Source organism: Plantactinospora sp. CA-294935, from assembly GCF_050936445.1.
In the GTDB taxonomy this organism is placed as follows: Bacteria; Actinomycetota; Actinomycetes; order Mycobacteriales; family Micromonosporaceae; genus Plantactinospora.
Genome location: NZ_JBNJMU010000001.1, coordinates 6,346,099 through 6,362,092 on the forward strand (window position 1 = coordinate 6,346,099; position 15,994 = coordinate 6,362,092).

General features: G+C 70.1%; 15 protein-coding genes. 8 read left to right on the forward strand and 7 right to left on the reverse strand.

Features of this window, described 5'->3' with window-relative positions; all coding sequences use genetic code 11:
* Positions 1 to 52: 52 nt before the first annotated feature.
* Positions 53 to 1,078, reverse strand: a complete 1,026-nt coding sequence (locus ACQEVC_RS27955; RefSeq protein ID WP_432883158.1) for a dihydrodipicolinate synthase family protein — start codon at positions 1,076 to 1,078, stop codon at positions 53 to 55.
* Positions 1,079 to 1,295: 217 nt separating this feature from the next.
* On the opposite strand from ACQEVC_RS27955, the gene ACQEVC_RS27960 reads away from it, so the two are divergent.
* Positions 1,296 to 1,994: a FadR/GntR family transcriptional regulator gene (locus ACQEVC_RS27960; RefSeq protein ID WP_432883161.1), complete on the forward strand. Its 699-nt coding sequence runs from the start codon at positions 1,296 to 1,298 to the stop codon at positions 1,992 to 1,994.
* Between the two features lie 28 nt (positions 1,995 to 2,022).
* On the opposite strand, the gene ACQEVC_RS27965 is transcribed toward ACQEVC_RS27960, so the two are convergent.
* Genes ACQEVC_RS27965 through ACQEVC_RS27985 form a run of 5 tightly spaced genes read right to left on the reverse strand, consistent with a single transcriptional unit; the run spans position 2,023 to position 8,583 of the window.
* Positions 2,023 to 2,955, reverse strand: coding sequence for a dihydrodipicolinate synthase family protein (locus ACQEVC_RS27965; protein WP_432883163.1), 933 nt, complete (start codon positions 2,953 to 2,955; stop codon positions 2,023 to 2,025).
* Positions 2,952 to 3,974, reverse strand: a complete 1,023-nt coding sequence (locus ACQEVC_RS27970; protein ID WP_432883166.1) for an oligopeptide/dipeptide ABC transporter ATP-binding protein — start codon at positions 3,972 to 3,974, stop codon at positions 2,952 to 2,954. Before ACQEVC_RS27970 ends, ACQEVC_RS27965 begins: the two co-directional genes overlap by 4 nt.
* Complete coding sequence (locus ACQEVC_RS27975) at positions 3,974 to 5,944, reverse strand: dipeptide/oligopeptide/nickel ABC transporter permease/ATP-binding protein (protein WP_432883169.1); 1,971 nt, start codon at positions 5,942 to 5,944, stop codon at positions 3,974 to 3,976. Before ACQEVC_RS27975 ends, ACQEVC_RS27970 begins: the two co-directional genes overlap by 1 nt.
* Complete coding sequence (locus ACQEVC_RS27980; RefSeq protein ID WP_432883172.1) at positions 5,944 to 6,903, reverse strand: ABC transporter permease; 960 nt, start codon at positions 6,901 to 6,903, stop codon at positions 5,944 to 5,946. The genes ACQEVC_RS27975 and ACQEVC_RS27980 overlap by 1 nt, the downstream gene beginning before the upstream one ends.
* 57 nt (positions 6,904 to 6,960) lie before the next feature.
* Positions 6,961 to 8,583: an ABC transporter substrate-binding protein gene (locus ACQEVC_RS27985; protein ID WP_432883174.1), complete on the reverse strand. Its 1,623-nt coding sequence runs from the start codon at positions 8,581 to 8,583 to the stop codon at positions 6,961 to 6,963.
* 263 nt (positions 8,584 to 8,846) lie between these two features.
* Here ACQEVC_RS27985 and ACQEVC_RS27990 point away from each other — a divergent pair, with 263 nt between their 5' ends.
* Positions 8,847 to 9,620 carry a FadR/GntR family transcriptional regulator gene (locus ACQEVC_RS27990; protein ID WP_432883177.1) on the forward strand — a complete coding sequence of 258 codons (774 nt, stop codon included), beginning with the start codon at positions 8,847 to 8,849 and terminating at the stop codon, positions 9,618 to 9,620.
* A 103-nt stretch (positions 9,621 to 9,723) separates the two neighbouring features.
* Positions 9,724 to 10,752, forward strand: coding sequence for a SecDF P1 head subdomain-containing protein (locus ACQEVC_RS27995; RefSeq protein WP_432883179.1), 1,029 nt, complete (start codon positions 9,724 to 9,726; stop codon positions 10,750 to 10,752).
* 290 nt (positions 10,753 to 11,042) lie between these two features.
* Here ACQEVC_RS27995 and ACQEVC_RS28000 read toward each other — a convergent pair whose 3' ends face one another.
* Positions 11,043 to 12,155, reverse strand: a complete 1,113-nt coding sequence (locus ACQEVC_RS28000) for a glycoside hydrolase family 5 protein (RefSeq protein WP_432883183.1) — start codon at positions 12,153 to 12,155, stop codon at positions 11,043 to 11,045.
* A gap of 936 nt (positions 12,156 to 13,091) precedes the next feature.
* On the opposite strand from ACQEVC_RS28000, the gene ACQEVC_RS28005 reads away from it, so the two are divergent.
* The 5 genes from ACQEVC_RS28005 to ACQEVC_RS28025 all read left to right on the forward strand — a co-directional run bounded on the left by ACQEVC_RS28005 (position 13,092) and on the right by ACQEVC_RS28025 (position 15,988).
* Entirely contained in the window at positions 13,092 to 13,511 is a 420-nt protein-coding gene (locus ACQEVC_RS28005; protein ID WP_432883185.1) for a phage holin family protein, read from the forward strand.
* On the forward strand, positions 13,508 to 13,963 hold the full coding sequence (locus tag ACQEVC_RS28010; RefSeq protein ID WP_432883187.1) for a DUF3618 domain-containing protein: 456 nt from the start codon (positions 13,508 to 13,510) through the stop codon (positions 13,961 to 13,963). Before ACQEVC_RS28005 ends, ACQEVC_RS28010 begins: the two co-directional genes overlap by 4 nt.
* Before the next feature lie 312 nt (positions 13,964 to 14,275).
* Positions 14,276 to 15,061, forward strand: a complete 786-nt coding sequence (locus tag ACQEVC_RS28015; RefSeq protein WP_432883190.1) for a YihY/virulence factor BrkB family protein — start codon at positions 14,276 to 14,278, stop codon at positions 15,059 to 15,061.
* Between the two features lie 36 nt (positions 15,062 to 15,097).
* Positions 15,098 to 15,610 carry an HAD domain-containing protein gene (locus tag ACQEVC_RS28020; protein ID WP_432883193.1) on the forward strand — a complete coding sequence of 171 codons (513 nt, stop codon included), beginning with the start codon at positions 15,098 to 15,100 and terminating at the stop codon, positions 15,608 to 15,610.
* A 78-nt stretch (positions 15,611 to 15,688) separates the two neighbouring features.
* Positions 15,689 to 15,988 (forward strand): hypothetical protein, encoded by a 300-nt coding sequence (locus ACQEVC_RS28025; protein WP_432883195.1) that lies wholly within the window; start codon positions 15,689 to 15,691, stop codon positions 15,986 to 15,988.
* Positions 15,989 to 15,994: the final 6 nt, after the last annotated feature.

Consider the following 15,994-nt stretch of genomic DNA (forward strand, 5'->3'; position numbering starts at 1 on the left):
GGGCCCACGCGGTGGCGGTAAGGCCCGGCCCGCCATCGACGGTGGGTCGGCGCTACGCCTGCGGGAAGAGTTCGGGCAGCCGCTCCCGGGCCAGCGGTCGCAGCCGCTCGGCGAGTGCGGGGTCGACCGAGGCGTACGGCCAGCGGACCCGGGTGCCGATGTCGGCCCAGTCGCCGACGTGGGCGAGGAACTTGTCGAGCGCGGAGTTGGCGTACCCTCCGCGCTGGAGCGGCTGGATGTGTTCGGTGAAGAACGCATGGATCCGGCGCTCCACGTCGAGTGCGGCGTCCGGTCGCTCGGCCATCATCCGCTGCCACGCCATCGCCCCGGCCGGGCTGAGTGCGGCGATGTTCGAGTACGAGCCGGCGGCGCCGTGCCGGCGTCCGGTCGCCAGGTCGTGGCCGGCGACGAAGATCGCGATCCCGCCCGCGTGCCGCCGCATCCGGGCGTACCATTCGGCGTTGCCGCCGGCGACCTTGATCCCGATGAGTGAACCTTTTTCAACCTCCCCTTGCGGTCCGGTGGACCGCAAGGTCGGACGCGGTGCGTGAGCGCCGCGCGGTTCAGGTTGAAAAAGGTTCAGTGTGTGGACCTCGCGGCGGATCACCGGGTACAGCTCGGCCGGCACCTGGGTCTTGGCGTGCGGCGGGTTGTAGAGCACCAGCGGCACCGGGTCGGCGACGGCCGCGACCCGGGCCAGGAAGCGCAGCACCTCGCCGCGCGACATCGGCAGCCAGTCCGGCAGCGTCACCTGGATCGCACCGGGCCGGAGCGTACGGGCCCGGGCGACCCGGGCCAGGCAGGTCTGCGCGCTCATGTGGCTGGCCCCGATCTGGAACGGCACGCCGCGCCGTTCGCAGCGCCGCGCCAGCAGCTCGTTGACCCGGTCGTACTCGTCCTCGCCGAGGGTGTGGAACTCGCCGGCGGTGCCGTGCGCGTACAGGCCGTCGAGCCCGGCGGCGACGAGGATGTCCAGGGCCGGGTCGAGACGCGCCCAGTCGATCGACTCGTCGGCGCGGATGGGGAGCAGTATCGTACCCCAGGTGCCGCCGAGCGTCTCCGACGTCAGTATCTCCACGATGCCGCTCTCCCTGGTCGACGAGACGACCTGTGTTCAGCCGGATCGGCCGCGAGCGGGCGGGCGAGCGGCCGAGCGGGCAGGTGAGCCAGGTACGTCCGGCTGATTTCCAACCGGTACGGGCGGTGTCGCCGGTGTTACTTCCCGCACTGCCTGGCCTTCCGGGTCCGAGAGGTGGGATGTTATGACCCGAGGTTTCGACGAGCCTGGAGGCAGCATGCGTACGCGTAACGGTGGGTCGCTACAGGAGCGCATCGTCGCCCTGATCCACGAGCGCCGCCTGGCCCCCGGCGCGCCGATGCCGACCGAGCCGCAGCTCATGGACCTGCTCGGGGCGAGCCGCAACAGCGTGCGCGAGGCGGTGCGGGCCCTGCAGGCACTGGGCATCGTCGAGATCCGGCACGGCTACGGCACGTTCGTCGGTCAGGCGTCACTCGACGTGCTCACCCCGTCGCTGGCGTTCCGGGTGCGCTCCGGTCCGGGCGGCGGGATCCGCGCGCTGCACGACCTGGTCGAGGTCCGTGAGCTGATCGAGACCGGGCTGATCGGCCAGGTGGCGCAGATCGTCAGCGGCCCCCGGATCGCCGCGCTGGACGCCCTGGTCACCGCCATGGACCGGGACCTGGAGGCCGACCGGGCGTTCCACTCGCTGCTCTACGAGTCGTGCGGCAACGAGTTGGTGCTCCAGCTGATCGGCCTGTTCTGGGACGTCTACCACCAGGTCGAGCCGGCGCTCGGTCCGCCGGAGGAGCGGACCGCGGAGATCGTGGTCAACCACCGCCGGATCGTGGCGGCGCTGCGCGCCCGCGACCCGGAGGCCGCCCGGGAGGCGATGCGGCTGCACTTCCGCGACGTGAAGGCACGCATCGCGCGGGCGGAGGCCCGGCCGGTCGAGGCGCTGACCGAGCCGGTTTGACCCCCGCCGGGCGGGCGGCCGGGCCCGGTCACACCAGGCCGGCGACGGCAAGGTACTCCTTGACCCGGGCGACCTCGTCGGAGTTCAGCGGGATCTGCGGCAGCGCCGTGGTCGGGTGCGCGATGATGCCGCGCAGGTGCAGCGCCGCCTTGAAGGCGCCCAGCGCCGAGGAGCTCATACCGATCCGGCCGGCGCCGACGTTCACGAGCTGGAACAGGCGCAGCAGGCGCTCCTGCTCGGAGCGGGCCGCCTCCCAGTCCCCCTTGCCCGCCGCCCGGAACAGCCTCGCGTACCCGTGCGGGTCGACGTTGCCAAGGCCCGGCACGACACCGTCGGCTCCCATCCACAGCGCCGAGTCGACGGTCAGCTCGGAGCCGGTCAGCACGCTGAACGCGCCGATTTCCGGGCGGTCCCGGCGCCCGAGGATCACCCCGCGCAGCCCGGCCTCGTCACCGCTGGAGTCCTTGACCCCGGCGAGCGTCCCCTCGGCGGCCAGCTCCAGCACCAGGTCGGTGCCGAGCTTGCTGTGTACCGAGACGGGCAGGTCGTACGCGTACAGCGGAAGTCCGCCGCGGGCCGCGATGGTCCGGAAGTGCAGGGCGATCTCGTCCGGGTGGGTCCGGGTGTAGAACGGCGCGGTCGCCACCAGGCCGTCCGCGCCCGCCTCGGCCGCCACCCGGGCGTGGTCCAGCACCCGCAGCGCGGTCGTGTCGATGACGCCGGCCAACACCGGGACCTGCCCGGCGACGTGCCCGATCACCGTCTCCAGCACGACCTTGCGGTGACCGTCCGGCAGGTACGCGACCTCGGAGGTGGAGCCCAGCACGAAGAGCCCGTCCACACCGCCGGCCAACAGATGGTCCACCAACCGGGCCAGCGACCCGGTGTCGACGTCGAGGTCCGGGGTCAACGGGGTGGACACCGGGGGGATGACGCCGGTGAGGGCACTGGCGGTGGTCATGCTCGCTCCTGGGCTTGGCTGATCAGTTCGAGGTCGCTCGCCCCGTCCAGTACGGGGTGATGGCATCGGAACAGGTGGTCGTCTGGCCGGTCGGTGCTGCCCTGAACCGGCGGCATCGCCGAGGCGCAGACCTCGTCCGCCTTCCAGCAGCGGGTCCGGAAGGGGCACCCGCTCGGCGGCCGGGTCGCGGACGGCACCGGACCCACCAGCGGGATCGGGTCGATCGGGGAGAGCAGCCCGGGTGTGGCGGAGAAGAGCGCCCGGGTGTACGGGTGCCGGGCGTGCTGCGGTACGGCCTGCGCGGGCGTCTGCTCCACGATCCGCCCCAGGTACATCGTGACCACCCGGTCGCTCATCCGGCGGACGGTCTGGATGTCGTGCGAGACGAAGACCAGCGCCAGGCCGAGCCGGTCCTTCAGGTCCAGCAGCAGGTTGAGGATCTGCGCCCGGACCGAGACGTCCAGCGCGCTGGTCGGCTCGTCGGCGATGAGCAGTTCCGGTTGCAGCGCGAGCGCCCGGGCGATGGCCACCCGCTGCCGCTGCCCGCCGGAGAGCTGGCTGGGCAGCAGGTCGGCCGCACTGGACGGGAGTCCGACCAGGTCGAGCAGCTCGCGGACCCGCTCGTCCCGCTCCCGGCGGACGCCCCGGCGGTGCACATCCAGCGGATCGCGCAGGATCGTCCGGACCGGCAGCCGGCGGTTCAGCGCGGTGGACGGATCCTGGAAGACCATCCCGGTGGTCGATCCGATCAGGGACCGGCGCCGGGAGTCCGCCATCGACCAGACGTCCTCGCCGCGGAACGACACCGCGCCGTCGGTCGGCCGCTGGAGCCCGACCAGTACCCGGGCCAGAGTGGACTTGCCGCAGCCCGACTCGCCGACCACGCCCACCGTCTCGCCGGCGGCGATGGTCAGGTCGGCGCCGGTGAGCGCGTAGACCCGGTCCCGGGAGAAGATCCCGCCGGACCGCGCCCGGTGCACCACGTGTACGTCGTGCAGCTCCAGCAGGGTCGCCGCCATCAGTGTGCCTCCGATCCGACGGCCACCGGCGTCGCGATCTCGATCGCCGGGTGGTGGCAGGCGACCGCGTGCCCGTGCACCGCACCGGTCAGCCGTGGCGCCTCGGTACGGCAGATCTCGGTGGCCATCGGGCAGCGGTCGGCGAACCGGCAACCGGCCGGGAAGTCGGCCGGGGAGGGGACGACCCCGCGGATCTGGGTGAGCCGCCGCGCACCCGCCTCCAGCGAGAGCACCGAGCCCAGCAGCCCGCGGGCGTAGTGGTGGGCCGGAGCGCCGACCAGCGCCGCGGTGACGCCGGTCTCGACGATCTGCCCGCCGTACATCACCACCACCCGGTCGGTGACGTCGGCGACCAGGGCCAGGTCGTGGGAGACCAGGATGAGCGCGAACCCGAGTTCGGCGCGGAGCCGCAGCAGCAGCTCGATCACCTGCGCCTGTACCGTCACGTCCAGCGCCGTGGTCGGCTCGTCGGCGACGATCAGCTTCGGATCCCGGGACAGGGCCATCGCGATGAGCACCCGCTGCCGCTGCCCTCCGGAAAGCTCGTGCGGGTACGCCGAGAGGGTCCGGGCCGGGTCCAGCCCGACCATCTCCAGCAGCTCGGTCGGGGTACGCCGGCCACCGCGCCGGACGACCTGCTTGAGCTGCGCCTTGATGGTCATCGCGGGGTTCAGCGAGGAGAGCGCGTCCTGGTAGACCATCGCCATGTCGTGCCCCATCAGCCGCCGGCGGGCCGAGCGGGACAGCTTCAGCAGATCCTTGCCGTCGAACCGGATCTCGCCGCCGATCCGGGCGCCCCTCGGCTGCAACCCCATGACGGTCAGCGCGGTCAGCGACTTGCCGCAGCCCGACTCGCCGACCAGGCCGAGTACCTCGCCCGGCCGGACGTCGAACGAGATGCCGGCCACGATGTCCACCCCGTCGTGCCGGCCCTCGAAGCCGATGGTCAGCTCCTTCACCTGGAGCATCGGCGGACCGGACGGGAGCGGCCGGGCGCGTTCGGCCAGCCGCCGCGCCGCCTCGGCCAGGCCGGGCAGCTCGGTGAGCTCGCCGGATCCGGGGGCGGCCTGCTCCCACGCGTCGCCCTCGACCGGCTTCTTCGCGCCGGGCACCCGCCGGGCCGTCGGTGCCGCCCAGGCGTCGGAGACCCCCTCGGAGAGGATGTTCAGCGCGAGGACGGTGACCAGGATCAGCAGGCCCGGGAAGACGGTGGCCCACCAGCCGCCGAGCAGCACCATGTTCTTGCCGTCGGCGATGACGCTGCCCCAGGACGGGTCCGGCGGCCGGACCCCGGCGCCGATGAACGAGAGCGACGCCTCGAAGACGATCGCGTCCGCGACCATCACCGTGCAGAACACCAGCACCGGCGCGGCGCAGTTGATCGCCACGTGCCGGATCACGATGTACGGCGTGCGGGCGCCGATGACCCTCTCGGCGTCCACGTAGTCCTCGCCGTACTGGGCCAGCACGTTGGCCCGGACCACCCGGGTCACCGAGGGCATGTAGAGGAACGCGATCGCGAGTACGAGCACCTGGATGCCGCCGCCGAAGACCGCCACCAGCACGGCGGCCAGCGCGATGCCGGGGAAGGCCATGATGACATCGAGCGTCCGCATGACCCCCTCGTCGACCCACTTGCGGGAGGTGGCCGCGACGGCACCGAGCACCGCGCCGACGACCAGGGCCAGGGCGGTCGCACCCAGGCCGATGATCAGCGACCACCGCGCCCCGTACAGCAGCCGGCTGAGGATGTCCCGGTTGGCGCTGTCCAGCCCCATCCAGTGCTCCGCCGACGGGGCCCCGTCGGCGGCGGCCGCCTGCTCCAGCGGCGAGTACGGCGCGAGCAGCGGGGCGAAGAGCGCGGCGAGCGCGATGAGGAGGATGACGCCGAGCGAGATCCAGGCGGGTGCGGAGAGCCGCTTGAAGTTGACGCCCGGCCGGGCGAGACGTCTCGTCAGTCCTGGTCGCATCAGGCTGCGCTCCGAAGTCGCGGGTTGACCAGTAGATAGAGGATGTCGACGACCAGGTTGACCACCACGAATCCGGTCGCGATGGTCAGCACCACGCCCTGGACCACGGCCGGGTCCCCGTTGGTGACACCGTCGATCATCAGCTTGCCCATGCCGGGCAGGGAGAAGATGGTCTCGATGACCACCGCGCCACCGAGCAGGTAGCCGACCCGCAGACCCAGCACGGTCAACGGGTTGATCAAGGCGTTGCGGAGCACGTTCCGGCCCACCACGACGATCGGCGGCAGGCCGCTGCCGATGGCGGTCCGGACGTAGTCCCGGTCCAGTTCCTCGACCATCGACGTCCGGACGATCCGGGTCAGCTGGGCCGCCACCGGCAGCGACAACGACAGGGCCGGCAGGGTCATCGACCGCAGCCACCCGCTGAACGAGTCGGCGGGGTTGACGTAGCCGCCGGTCGGGAAGAGGCCCTGCTCCACCGCGAGGTACTGGATCATCAGCAGGGCCAGCCAGAACGACGGGGCGGCCACCCCGCCGAGCGACACGACCCGGATCAGCTGGTCCGGCCAGCGGTCCCGGAAGATCGCCGCGGTGACCCCGAAGACCAGCGCGGTGAGTACGCCGACCAGCAGGCCCAGGAAGGTGAGCTGGAGGGTGAGCGGCAGCGCGGTCAGCACCGAATCCAGTACCGGCGCGTTGGTGAGCACGCTGGTGCCCAGGTCACCCTGTGCCAGATCGGCGACGAACCGCACGTACCGCAGCGGCAGCGGATCCAGCAGGCCGTTCTCGACCTGGAACTGGTGGATCTGCTCGGGGGTGGGGTTGGCGCCCGCGAAGTAGGCGTACTCCGGCTTGTTCTGCGAGAACCGCATGACGATGAAGACGAAGAGGATCACGCCAAGCAGGAGCGGGATCAGGATGAGTACGCGGCGGACCAGCATTCTGGCGATCGCTGCCATGGGACTCCTCGGCGATGAGTTCCGCGGCCGGCGGGGTTACCGGCCGCGGAACTGGGATCAGCGACGCTGGGCCTGCAGCAGGTTGAACCCCGGGTACGGCTGCGGGCGGATCCCGGAGATCTTCTTCGGGTCCCACGCGGTCATCAGCTCGGTGTGCACCACCGGGTAGAGCACCGCCTGCTCGGCGACCATGTCCAGGTACTGGCGGGTCAGGGCGAGCTTCCGCGCCTCGTCCGGTTCCCGGATCGCCTGGTCCATCAGGTCGAAGATGGTCTTCGCCGCCGGGCTGGTGTCCCACCGGGTGTACTTCATCCAGGTGCCGCCCGAGGTGTAGTTGTAGCGCAGGATCAGGTCGGCGTCGATGCCGAACTGGTTGGGGTTGGAGGCGGCGGCGACCACCTGGTAGTCCTGCGACTGGTCCATCTTGGTGAACAGCGCGCTGGTGTCCTGTGGCTGGAGCGTCGTCTTGACCCCGATCGCGTTCCAGGAGTTCGCGACGGTCGGCAGGCAGTCGCTGATCCAGCTCACGTTGACCGCCATCAGCGTGACCGACAGGTTGGTGACGCCGGCGGCGGCAAGCAGCGATTTGGCCTTGTCCGGGTCGTAGTTGTAGACGGTCTTCGCCCTGGCGTAGGACGGGTTCTGCTCGTTGAGGAAGTTGGTGGCCGGCGTACCGTGCCCCTTGAGCGCGACCTCGATCATCTTGCCGGTGTCGATGGCGTAGAGCAGCGCCTGCCGCACCCGTACGTCGTCGAACGGCTTGGTGCCGGTGTTGAACATCAGGAACATGTGGTTCATGCCCTTGCCGCCCTCGACGGTCAGCCCGGATTCCTTCAGCTGGGCGATGTTGGCATAGGGGATGTTGTCGGCGATCTGCGCCTCGGCATGTGCACCGGAGATCTTCGCGACCCTGGCGGCGGCATCCACGATGGATAGCCAGTTCATCTTCTTGAACTGGGCCTTGCGCGGGCCGTTGTAGTCGGCGAACGCCTCGAAGGTGGTGTTCGACTTCGGGTTGTGCGCGGTCATCCGGTACGGGCCGGAGCCGACCGCCTTGCCGCCCTTGGCCGCGTCCCAGCCGCCCGGTGCGCCGAAGACGTGCTTCGGCATGATCTTGGCGATGGCGAGGCGCTTGAGGGCGTCCGGGAAGGGGAAGTTGAGGACCACTTCGACGGTGGCGTCGTCGACCTTCCTGACCTCCTTGAGCCAGGCGCCGAAGAAGCTGTAGAGCAGCACCTTCGCCTGGGGGTCGAGGATCCGCTGGAAGGTGAAGACGACGTCGTCGACGGTGACCGGCTGGCCGTCGTGCCACTTCGCGCCCTGACGCAGGGTGAGCTTCCACGAGGTAGCCGCCGGGTCGGTCGGCAACGCGGTGGCGAGTGCCGGGTACGGCTCGCGGCTGATCGGGTCGGTCTCCACGAGCCCCTCGTAGATGTGCCCGATCGCCGCCATGGAGAAGGCCGAGGCCGTCATGGTCGGGTCCCAGCTCTGGTCGTTGCCGTACCCGATCACGGCGGTGACCAGGTCTTTGTCGTCGGCGGCACCGACCGAACCGGTCGAGGCGGGGCCGGACTCGCAGGCGGAGACGGTGGCCGCGATGGTCGCCGCGGCGCTCAGCGCTCCGCTGTAACGCAGGAAGTCGCGACGGCTGAAAACGGGCCGAGATACCGGGGCGCTCACGGTGCCTCCTACAAGGCGTCGGCAGTTATGTGTGCGATGGAAGTTGGACGTCCCACATCCCATGTTGGCATTAGACTGGAGGCTAGAGGCCGATCAGTCCTCGGGTCAAGAGAGGGTTACCTGGAGATGTCAGCACGGTTTCGCCATGATCGACAGGCGGTCACAGCGGCGTCACGGCGGGCCGCCGAGCGTCGTCGTAGGACGTCTGGTCTGGATGCGCCCCCGATCCGCCCGGCCGGCCGGCGTCGCCCGGGCGGGACGTCATGACCGACCGCCCGACCCAGCGGAAACCCGCCGCGCCCGACCGCCGGACCCGACCGCGGCTGAGCCGCGCGGTCGAGGTCCAGGAGGCGGTCAAGGGCCTCATCCTCGAACGCCGGCTCGCGGCCGGGGACCCGCTGCCCACCGAGTCGGAGCTGATGGAGGACCTGCGAATCAGCCGCAACTCCGTGCGGGAGGCACTCAAGGCGCTACAGGCGGTCGGCATCGTGGACATCCGGCACGGCTTCGGGATGTTCGTCGGCCGGATGTCGTTCACCGGCTTCGTCGACGAGCTGGCGTTCCACAGCCGGATCACCCTGCAGGACGGGCGCAACGACCTCGGCTATCTGACCGAGATCCGCGAGGTCCTGGAGAGCGGGCTGGTCCAGCGGCTGATCGACCGGCCGCAGGAGCTCGATCTGGCGCCGGTCGCCGAGGTGACCGAGCGGATGGAGGCAGAGGCACTGGCCGGCATCGTCTCGCCGGAGACGGACCGCCTCTTCCACGAACTGCTCTACCGGCCGCTGGGCAACCCGCTGGTCGGCCGCCTGCTCGGCGCGTTCTGGGAGGTCTTCTACCAGCTCCGCGACGAGCTGGGGGCTCCGGACGAGACCCCGGCCGACGTCGCGCGCCGGCACCGCGACATCTACACCGCGATCGCCGCCGCGGACAAGACCGCCGCCGCCGTGGCGATGCACGCCCACTTCGACGGTGTACGCGGCAAGCTCGCCCGCCTCAACCAGCCAACCGACGGTCCGGTGGCCGAGGCTCAGTAAGCTCCGTCCCATGGACCACGGTCAACCTTCGTCAGTACCGACCGGGACGCCGTCGGCGGGCCTGTCCGGCCCGCCGGCGGCCGGCAGGCGAAGGGTCGTCGCGGTGCTCGTGGCGGGCGGGCTGGCCCTGGTCGTTCTCTGCGGTGCCGGGATCGCGCTGCTGACCGTCGTGGTCCGTGACCGGATCCGCGACGTCCGCGGCAGCACCACGATCACCGTGGAGGCGATCGCCCCCGCCACCGACGACGCGCTCGAACGGACCAGGCGGGCACTCGCGGACCGGGCCGATGCCGCTGGGTTGGCCGATCCGTCGGTGCAGCGGTCCGGCGACCACAGGATCGTCGTGCGGGTGACCGGCGCCCACCAGGAGGAGAAACTGCGCGCCCTGGTGGCCGTCGGCGAACTCGAGTTCCGTCGCGTACTCGCCACCACCACGCAGCGACCCGACGCCTCGGCCGCCGGCACCCCGCCGGCGCCAGGCCCGCCGACCGCACCGCCGCCCAGCCGGGACCAGGTGATCACCAAGCTCGGTCGGGCGTACGAGGTCGCCCAGTCGCTCGTCCGGGATCGGCCCGCTCCGGAACAGATCGATCCGGTGACGAGGGAGGCGCTCACTCCCTTCGCGGCGCTCTCCGGCGCTGAGGTCGCGGTGCTGCCGCCCGAGATGGGATATGTGGTGCCGACGGTGACCTGTGCGCAGTTGCTGGCTCGCCCGGTCGACGTGCTCACCGCGCCGGGCGAACGGACCGCCACCTGCGACCGGGCCGAGCCGCCGAGTAGGTATCTGCTCGACTCCGCCGCGTTGTCGGCGGTGGACGTCAGCAAGGCGACGGCGACCCTGGAGACACATGGTCAGTGGGTGGTGACGATCGGCTTCACCTCGGTCGGGCAGCAGCGGTTCACCGAGATGACCAGGACGGCGTCAGGTGCCGGGGATGGCGCGAACCAGGTGGCCATCGTGGTGGACGACGTGGTGGTCTCCGCGCCGGCGATCCAGGCCGTACTCACCGGCGACGCCCAGATCGTCGGGAACTTCACCCGGTCGACGGCGGAGGCGCTGGTGAGCCAACTGCGCTCGGGGCCGCTTCCCGTCGCGCTGAGGGTCGTCGAGCTGACCAGCGATCCGGACTAGTCGGCGTGAAGCCGTGGCCAGCCCCCGGCACCGCGCACGAAGCTCGGCGCCGGGGGCGCGTTGTACCACGAGTCCGCGATCCGGTGGAGACGACCGTCGGACGGCGATGCCCAACCGTCGCTGGTTGGTGCGGTGTTGCGAAGCTGCCGTCGGCGACCATTCTGCGATCGCTGGTTCAGACTGAACCTTTTCAACCTGGACCGCGCGGCGCTCACGCACCGCGTCCGACCTTGCGGTCCGCCGGACCGCAAGGGGAGGCGGAAAAGGGTTCACTGTGGCGTGGAGCCGATCTATAGTCCCCAGCCATAACGGATGCGGTCGCGGCCGGACGCATTGCGGACAGTCAGGTTGAGATTGGTGCCGCTGCCGCTGAGGGCGAACATCGAGTAATGGTCGTAGCCGAGGCTTCCGGTGGGCTTGCCGCCGAGCGCGGGCCAGTAGGTGCCGCCCATCTGGTTGTCACGCATGACCTGTGTGACGGCGCGGATGTGACGCACGAAGTTGTCGGTGCTGCTCGCGTCGGCGTAGTTGAGGCCGGTGGACATCGGTGCGCCGTACTCGGTCACGACCGCGCGGGAGGCGCAGTTCCCGAGGCGGGTCTGAATGTGGCTTCGGAAGGCGTCGTACGTCATCGGGCTGTAGAAGAAGGCGTAGTGGTGGAAGGACAGCAACGTTCCATTGAAGCGGCTGTCGTTGCAGACGTCCCGTAGGTCCTGGCTGTAGCCGGTGCCGCCGATGAGCGTCCGACCGGGCACCGCCGAGTAGTGGTAGCTGAGCCAGTTCGCCGCGACGTTGCGCCAGTCCGCCGAGCTGTAGCCGTGGGGCTCGTTCATCGGCTCGAAGTAGACATTGGTGTTGGAGCCGTAGGTGCTGGTCACGCGGGACCACATCGTGTTCCACGCGGCGAGGTTCGTGATCCTGCCGCCGGAGGCGGCGCCGTCCTCCCAATAGGCGAGGATGACCTTGAATCCGCGGGCGGTGGCGGCGTCGATGGCGCCCCGGTAGTTGTTCCACCACGTCGTGCCGACGGTGTGGGTGTTGATCGGCAGCCGGACGGTGTTGACCCCCATGGTCGCCATGTCGTCATAGAGGGCGTTGGCCTTGGCTCGCACGGTCGCGTTGCTGTCGGACTGGCTCAGGCCTTGGATGACGAGCGGGCCCGTGCTGAAGTTGTCACCCAGCACGGCCCAGTTCATCCCTCTGAACTGGTTGGTGGCCGCGCTCGCCGGTGATCCGCCGCCGACGGCGGCGACCGGAATCAGCGTCACCGCGGTCAGGGCGCCGATGAGGACGCGACCCAGTGAGCGCCGACGGGACGTCGATACCTCACCATGTCGAGTGTTGTTCATGATTCCGACCGATCTGCCGGCCTGTCGGGTCGTCAATGTCTCGTCCTTCCTCACGGGGATCCTGTTGCCAAGTACGGCGGATCCGTGCCGTACTGCCTGCGCGTAGCCGCCTGCTTGGTGTGCGCCGGTGCGCCGACTCGGACTGGAGACGACCGTGCCGGCGCCCGCAACGCCTCAGCAACCTGTTCTTAATCCAATGTGATCGATCGCGCCATTTATCGAACCAACTCGTTCAGAAAGAGACATAGACGAACATGCGCGGAGCGGAACGGTTCGCCAGCTTCTACCAAAGGTCACGGCCTCGTTACAGAAGGTGGGTGGACTCCGCCGCCGGCCGCTGCACCTCCCGGCGGACGGGTCCGCGGCCACCGAGCTGGGACGACGTCCTGTTCGGCTCCGCCAGGGGAACCCGGTCCAGACCGACGACGTATCCAGAAGTTGAATCGTTGGGAAACGATCAGTCGGCCCGGCGGGCGGAAGCGATGAGCGAAAGCGGTGGGCGCGTCGGTGTTCAGGATTGGGTGCGTGTCCATTGAACCTTTTTCAACCTCCCCTTGCGGTCCGGCGGACCGCAAGGTCGGACGCGGTGCGTGGGCGCCGCGCGGTTCAGGTTGAAAAAGGTCCATTGTTGGTTGGTGCTGTTGTTGCAGATGTACTGGACGATGAACGTCGATGGTTACTGCGACGCGCGTCGCTGGTACTAGGATTCTTTGCCCAGCTCAGGGGCGTGCCTGGAGAGCGCCTTATCGATGCTGGCCTACATCCCCGCTGGATGGTTCGGCGTCGTTGGAGCCACGTGGCGGCGCTGGCAGCACGGCGCGGCGGCGCACGGATCGGCCGACAAACCGACCCGGACCGTCCTCCGTGCACAGTCGCCTCGTCCGTCCGTCACACCTGCGTTGCCCGGAGCGACGGCGGCCCGGCAGCCGGGCGTTTTGAGCAGGACCGCGGTGGGGCATATCCGTCCGTCAGAGGAAGGGAGCGGACGAGATGAGTGACCTCAGCCGGGACGGCTCGGCTGGTCCCGCGCAGGCCCCGACCGCCGAACTGGTCCGCCAGGCCGCCGAGCAGATCTCGCGCCTGGTCCGGGACGAACTGGCGCTGGCCAAGGCGGAGCTGACCGAGAAGGGCAAGAGAGCCGGCATCGGTGCCGGCCTGTTCGGCGGCGGCGGGCTGGTCGCCCTGTACGGGGTGGCGGCGCTGCTGGCCGGCGTCATCCTCGCGATGGCCGAGGCGATGCCCGGCTGGCTGGCCGCGTTGATCGTGTCCGTGGTGCTCTTCGCCGCGGCCGCCGGACTGGCCCTCGTGGGCCGCCGGCAGGTGCGGCAGGCCAGCCCACCGGTCCCCGAGGAAGCGGTCCGCAGCGTCAGGGCTGATATCGACGAGGTGAAGGAGAGGGCACACCGATGAGCACGAGTACCGGTAAGAGCGGCCGTACCCGCACCACCGCCACAGGCGTGACGGCTGTACCGCCGACGGACGATCCGGACCTGATCCGTGCCGACATCGCCCAGACCCGGGCCGAGCTGGGCGACACCGTCGAGCATCTGGCGGCGCGGGCGGACGTCAAGACCCGTGCCAAGGAAAAGGTCGCCGAGGTCAGGGGTCAAGCCGGGCAGGTCAAGGACCGAGCGACGGACACCGCCCAGGTGGCCGTGGTGCGTGCCAAGGACGCCGCCCAGGTCACCGCCGTGCGGGCCAGGGAGGCCACCCGGCGCAGCGTCGGAAAGGCGCGGCAGCGGCCGGCGCCGTACGTCGGCGTGCTGGCCGGGCTCGCCACCGCCTTGGCAGCGGTGCTGCTGGTGCGCCGTCGCCGCGCGTCCAAACCCGGTGCCCGGCTGCGGCGGTGGCGGTCGCGGTAGAGACAGCCCGCTACGAAACCTGAGAGGCAGGCTCCGCGATGGTGGACAACAGCACCGACCGCGCCTATCGCGACCACCGGACCGCCGACGGCGAACCGACCGGCGCGGGTCGGGGCCCGTCGGCGTCGCAGGCCGGCTCGCACGGGGCGGGACAGGCTCCGGACCAGCCCACCACGCTCGGTGTACGGGGCTGGTGGGGCGTCCTGCGACGTACCGTGCGCGAGTTCGGCGACGACCGCCTGACCGACTGGGCCGCCGCTCACTTACTACGCGGTCCTGTCGATCTTCCCCGGCCTACTGGTCCTGGTCTCGGTGCTCGGCCTGATCGGCGACTCGGTACTTCAACCGCTGATCGACGACATGGGCAGGATCGCGCCCGGCCCGGTCGGCGAGATCCTGAAGACCGGGGCGCGCAACCTCATCGAGGCACAGGGCACGGCCGGACTGTTCGCCGTCATCGGTCTGGTCGTCGCGCTGTGGTCCGCGTCCGGGTACATCGCCGCGTTCATGCGCGCGTCCAACGCCATCTACGACGTACCCGAGGGGCGCCCGATCTGGAAGACCCTGCCGATCCGGATCGCGGTGACCATCGTGGTCGGGATCCTGCTCGCGGTCAGCGCTCTGATGGTCGTCTTCACCGGCAAGCTCGCCGAGTGGGTCGGTGACGCCCTGGGCGCGGGCTCGGCGCTGATCACCGGCTGGAACGTCGCCAAATGGCCGATCCTGGTGGTGCTGGTCAGCCTGATGTTCGCCATCCTGTACTGGGCCGCCCCCAACGCCCGTCAAGGCGGTTTCCGGTGGATCACCCCCGGCGGGCTGGTGGCCGTCGTCGTCTGGATCATCGCCTCGGCCGGTTTCGCGCTCTACGTCGCCAACTTCGGCACCTACAACAAGACCTACGGCACCCTGGGTGGCGTCGTCATCTTCTTCGTCTGGCTGTGGATTTCCAACCTGGCGGTCCTGCTCGGCGCCGAATTCGACGCCGAACTGCACCGCGGCCGCGCCATCGCCGGCGGGCACCCTGAGGACGAGGAACCGTTCGTCGAACTCCGCGACACCAGGAAGATCAAGAAGGGCAGAGACAGGGGTCTGGCCTGATCGACCGGCGTTGAGCGGTGGTTGTAGGTTCGCGTCATGGTGTCGAGCCCGGCGCACCGTCCGTTGATCTTTCTCGACGTGGACGGACCACTGATCCCGTTGGCCGCACGGCCCGCCAGCCCTGGACGTCCCGCAGGCCCCGCCGAGTCGACTCCACCGGACACAACGGGGAATCCGCTCCTCGACCGGCTCCGTCCGGAGGACGGGCGGATGCTCCTGGACCTGGGATGCCAGCTCGTCTGGGCGACGACCTGGATGGCGGACGCCAACGAGGTCATCTCGCCGCGGATCGGCCTCCCGGAACTGCCGGTCGTGCAATGGCCCGACTCGGACGACGAGCCGCGGCACGGCCTGCACTGGAAGACGACGTGCCTGACCCGGTGGGCGGCCGGACGTCCGTTCGTCTGGCTGGACGACGAGATAACCGACGCCGACCGGAGATGGGTCTCGGCCGAGCATCCGTCGCGGGCCCTGCTGCATCGCATCGACCCCTACATCGGCTTGACCGGGGCAGACTTCGCACTGGTTCGCCGATGGCTCGCGGAGTGACGACAGAGCTTCGGTTTCGTCCTGGCAGGCCGTGGGAACGAGCTAGGCATGCATCCGCACCAGCCGGCCGTGCCCGGCATGCCGACCGAGCCGCTGCCCATCGCCCGGGCCAACACGGGAATGTCGGTGGTGGACGCTGCAGGCGAAGCCGTCGGGACGGTCTCCGCCGTGCAGCAGCCCGGCACCGACGTGCGCCCGGATGCGCCACCCGGCGAAGCGGAACGCCTGATGGCGACCGGATATCTGCGGGTCGATGTGGCCGGGCTGATGGCCGGTGACGCCTACGTCGGCGGCGATCAGGTTGCCGACGTGTCGGAGGCCGACCCGGGCGTGGTGATGCTCGCGGTACTGCGCGACGCACTGGCTCGGGCAAACTGACGTCCG

Bases quoted from the DNA above. Each gene is read 5' to 3' on its own strand.
- ACQEVC_RS27960 (WP_432883161.1), top strand. From the start codon at position 1,296: ATGCGTACGCGTAACGGTGGGTCGCTACAGGAGCGCATCGTCGCCCTG.
- ACQEVC_RS27965 (WP_432883163.1), bottom strand. From the start codon at position 2,955: ATGACCACCGCCAGTGCCCTCACCGGCGTCATCCCCCCGGTGTCCACC.
- ACQEVC_RS27970 (WP_432883166.1), bottom strand. From the start codon at position 3,974: ATGGCGGCGACCCTGCTGGAGCTGCACGACGTACACGTGGTGCACCGG.
- ACQEVC_RS27975 (WP_432883169.1), bottom strand. From the start codon at position 5,944: ATGCGACCAGGACTGACGAGACGTCTCGCCCGGCCGGGCGTCAACTTC.
- ACQEVC_RS27980 (WP_432883172.1), bottom strand. From the start codon at position 6,903: ATGGCAGCGATCGCCAGAATGCTGGTCCGCCGCGTACTCATCCTGATC.
- ACQEVC_RS27990 (WP_432883177.1), top strand. From the start codon at position 8,847: ATGACCGACCGCCCGACCCAGCGGAAACCCGCCGCGCCCGACCGCCGG.
- ACQEVC_RS28005 (WP_432883185.1), top strand. From the start codon at position 13,092: ATGAGTGACCTCAGCCGGGACGGCTCGGCTGGTCCCGCGCAGGCCCCG.
- ACQEVC_RS28010 (WP_432883187.1), top strand. From the start codon at position 13,508: ATGAGCACGAGTACCGGTAAGAGCGGCCGTACCCGCACCACCGCCACA.
- ACQEVC_RS28020 (WP_432883193.1), top strand. From the start codon at position 15,098: ATGGTGTCGAGCCCGGCGCACCGTCCGTTGATCTTTCTCGACGTGGAC.
- ACQEVC_RS28025 (WP_432883195.1), top strand. From the start codon at position 15,689: ATGCCGACCGAGCCGCTGCCCATCGCCCGGGCCAACACGGGAATGTCG.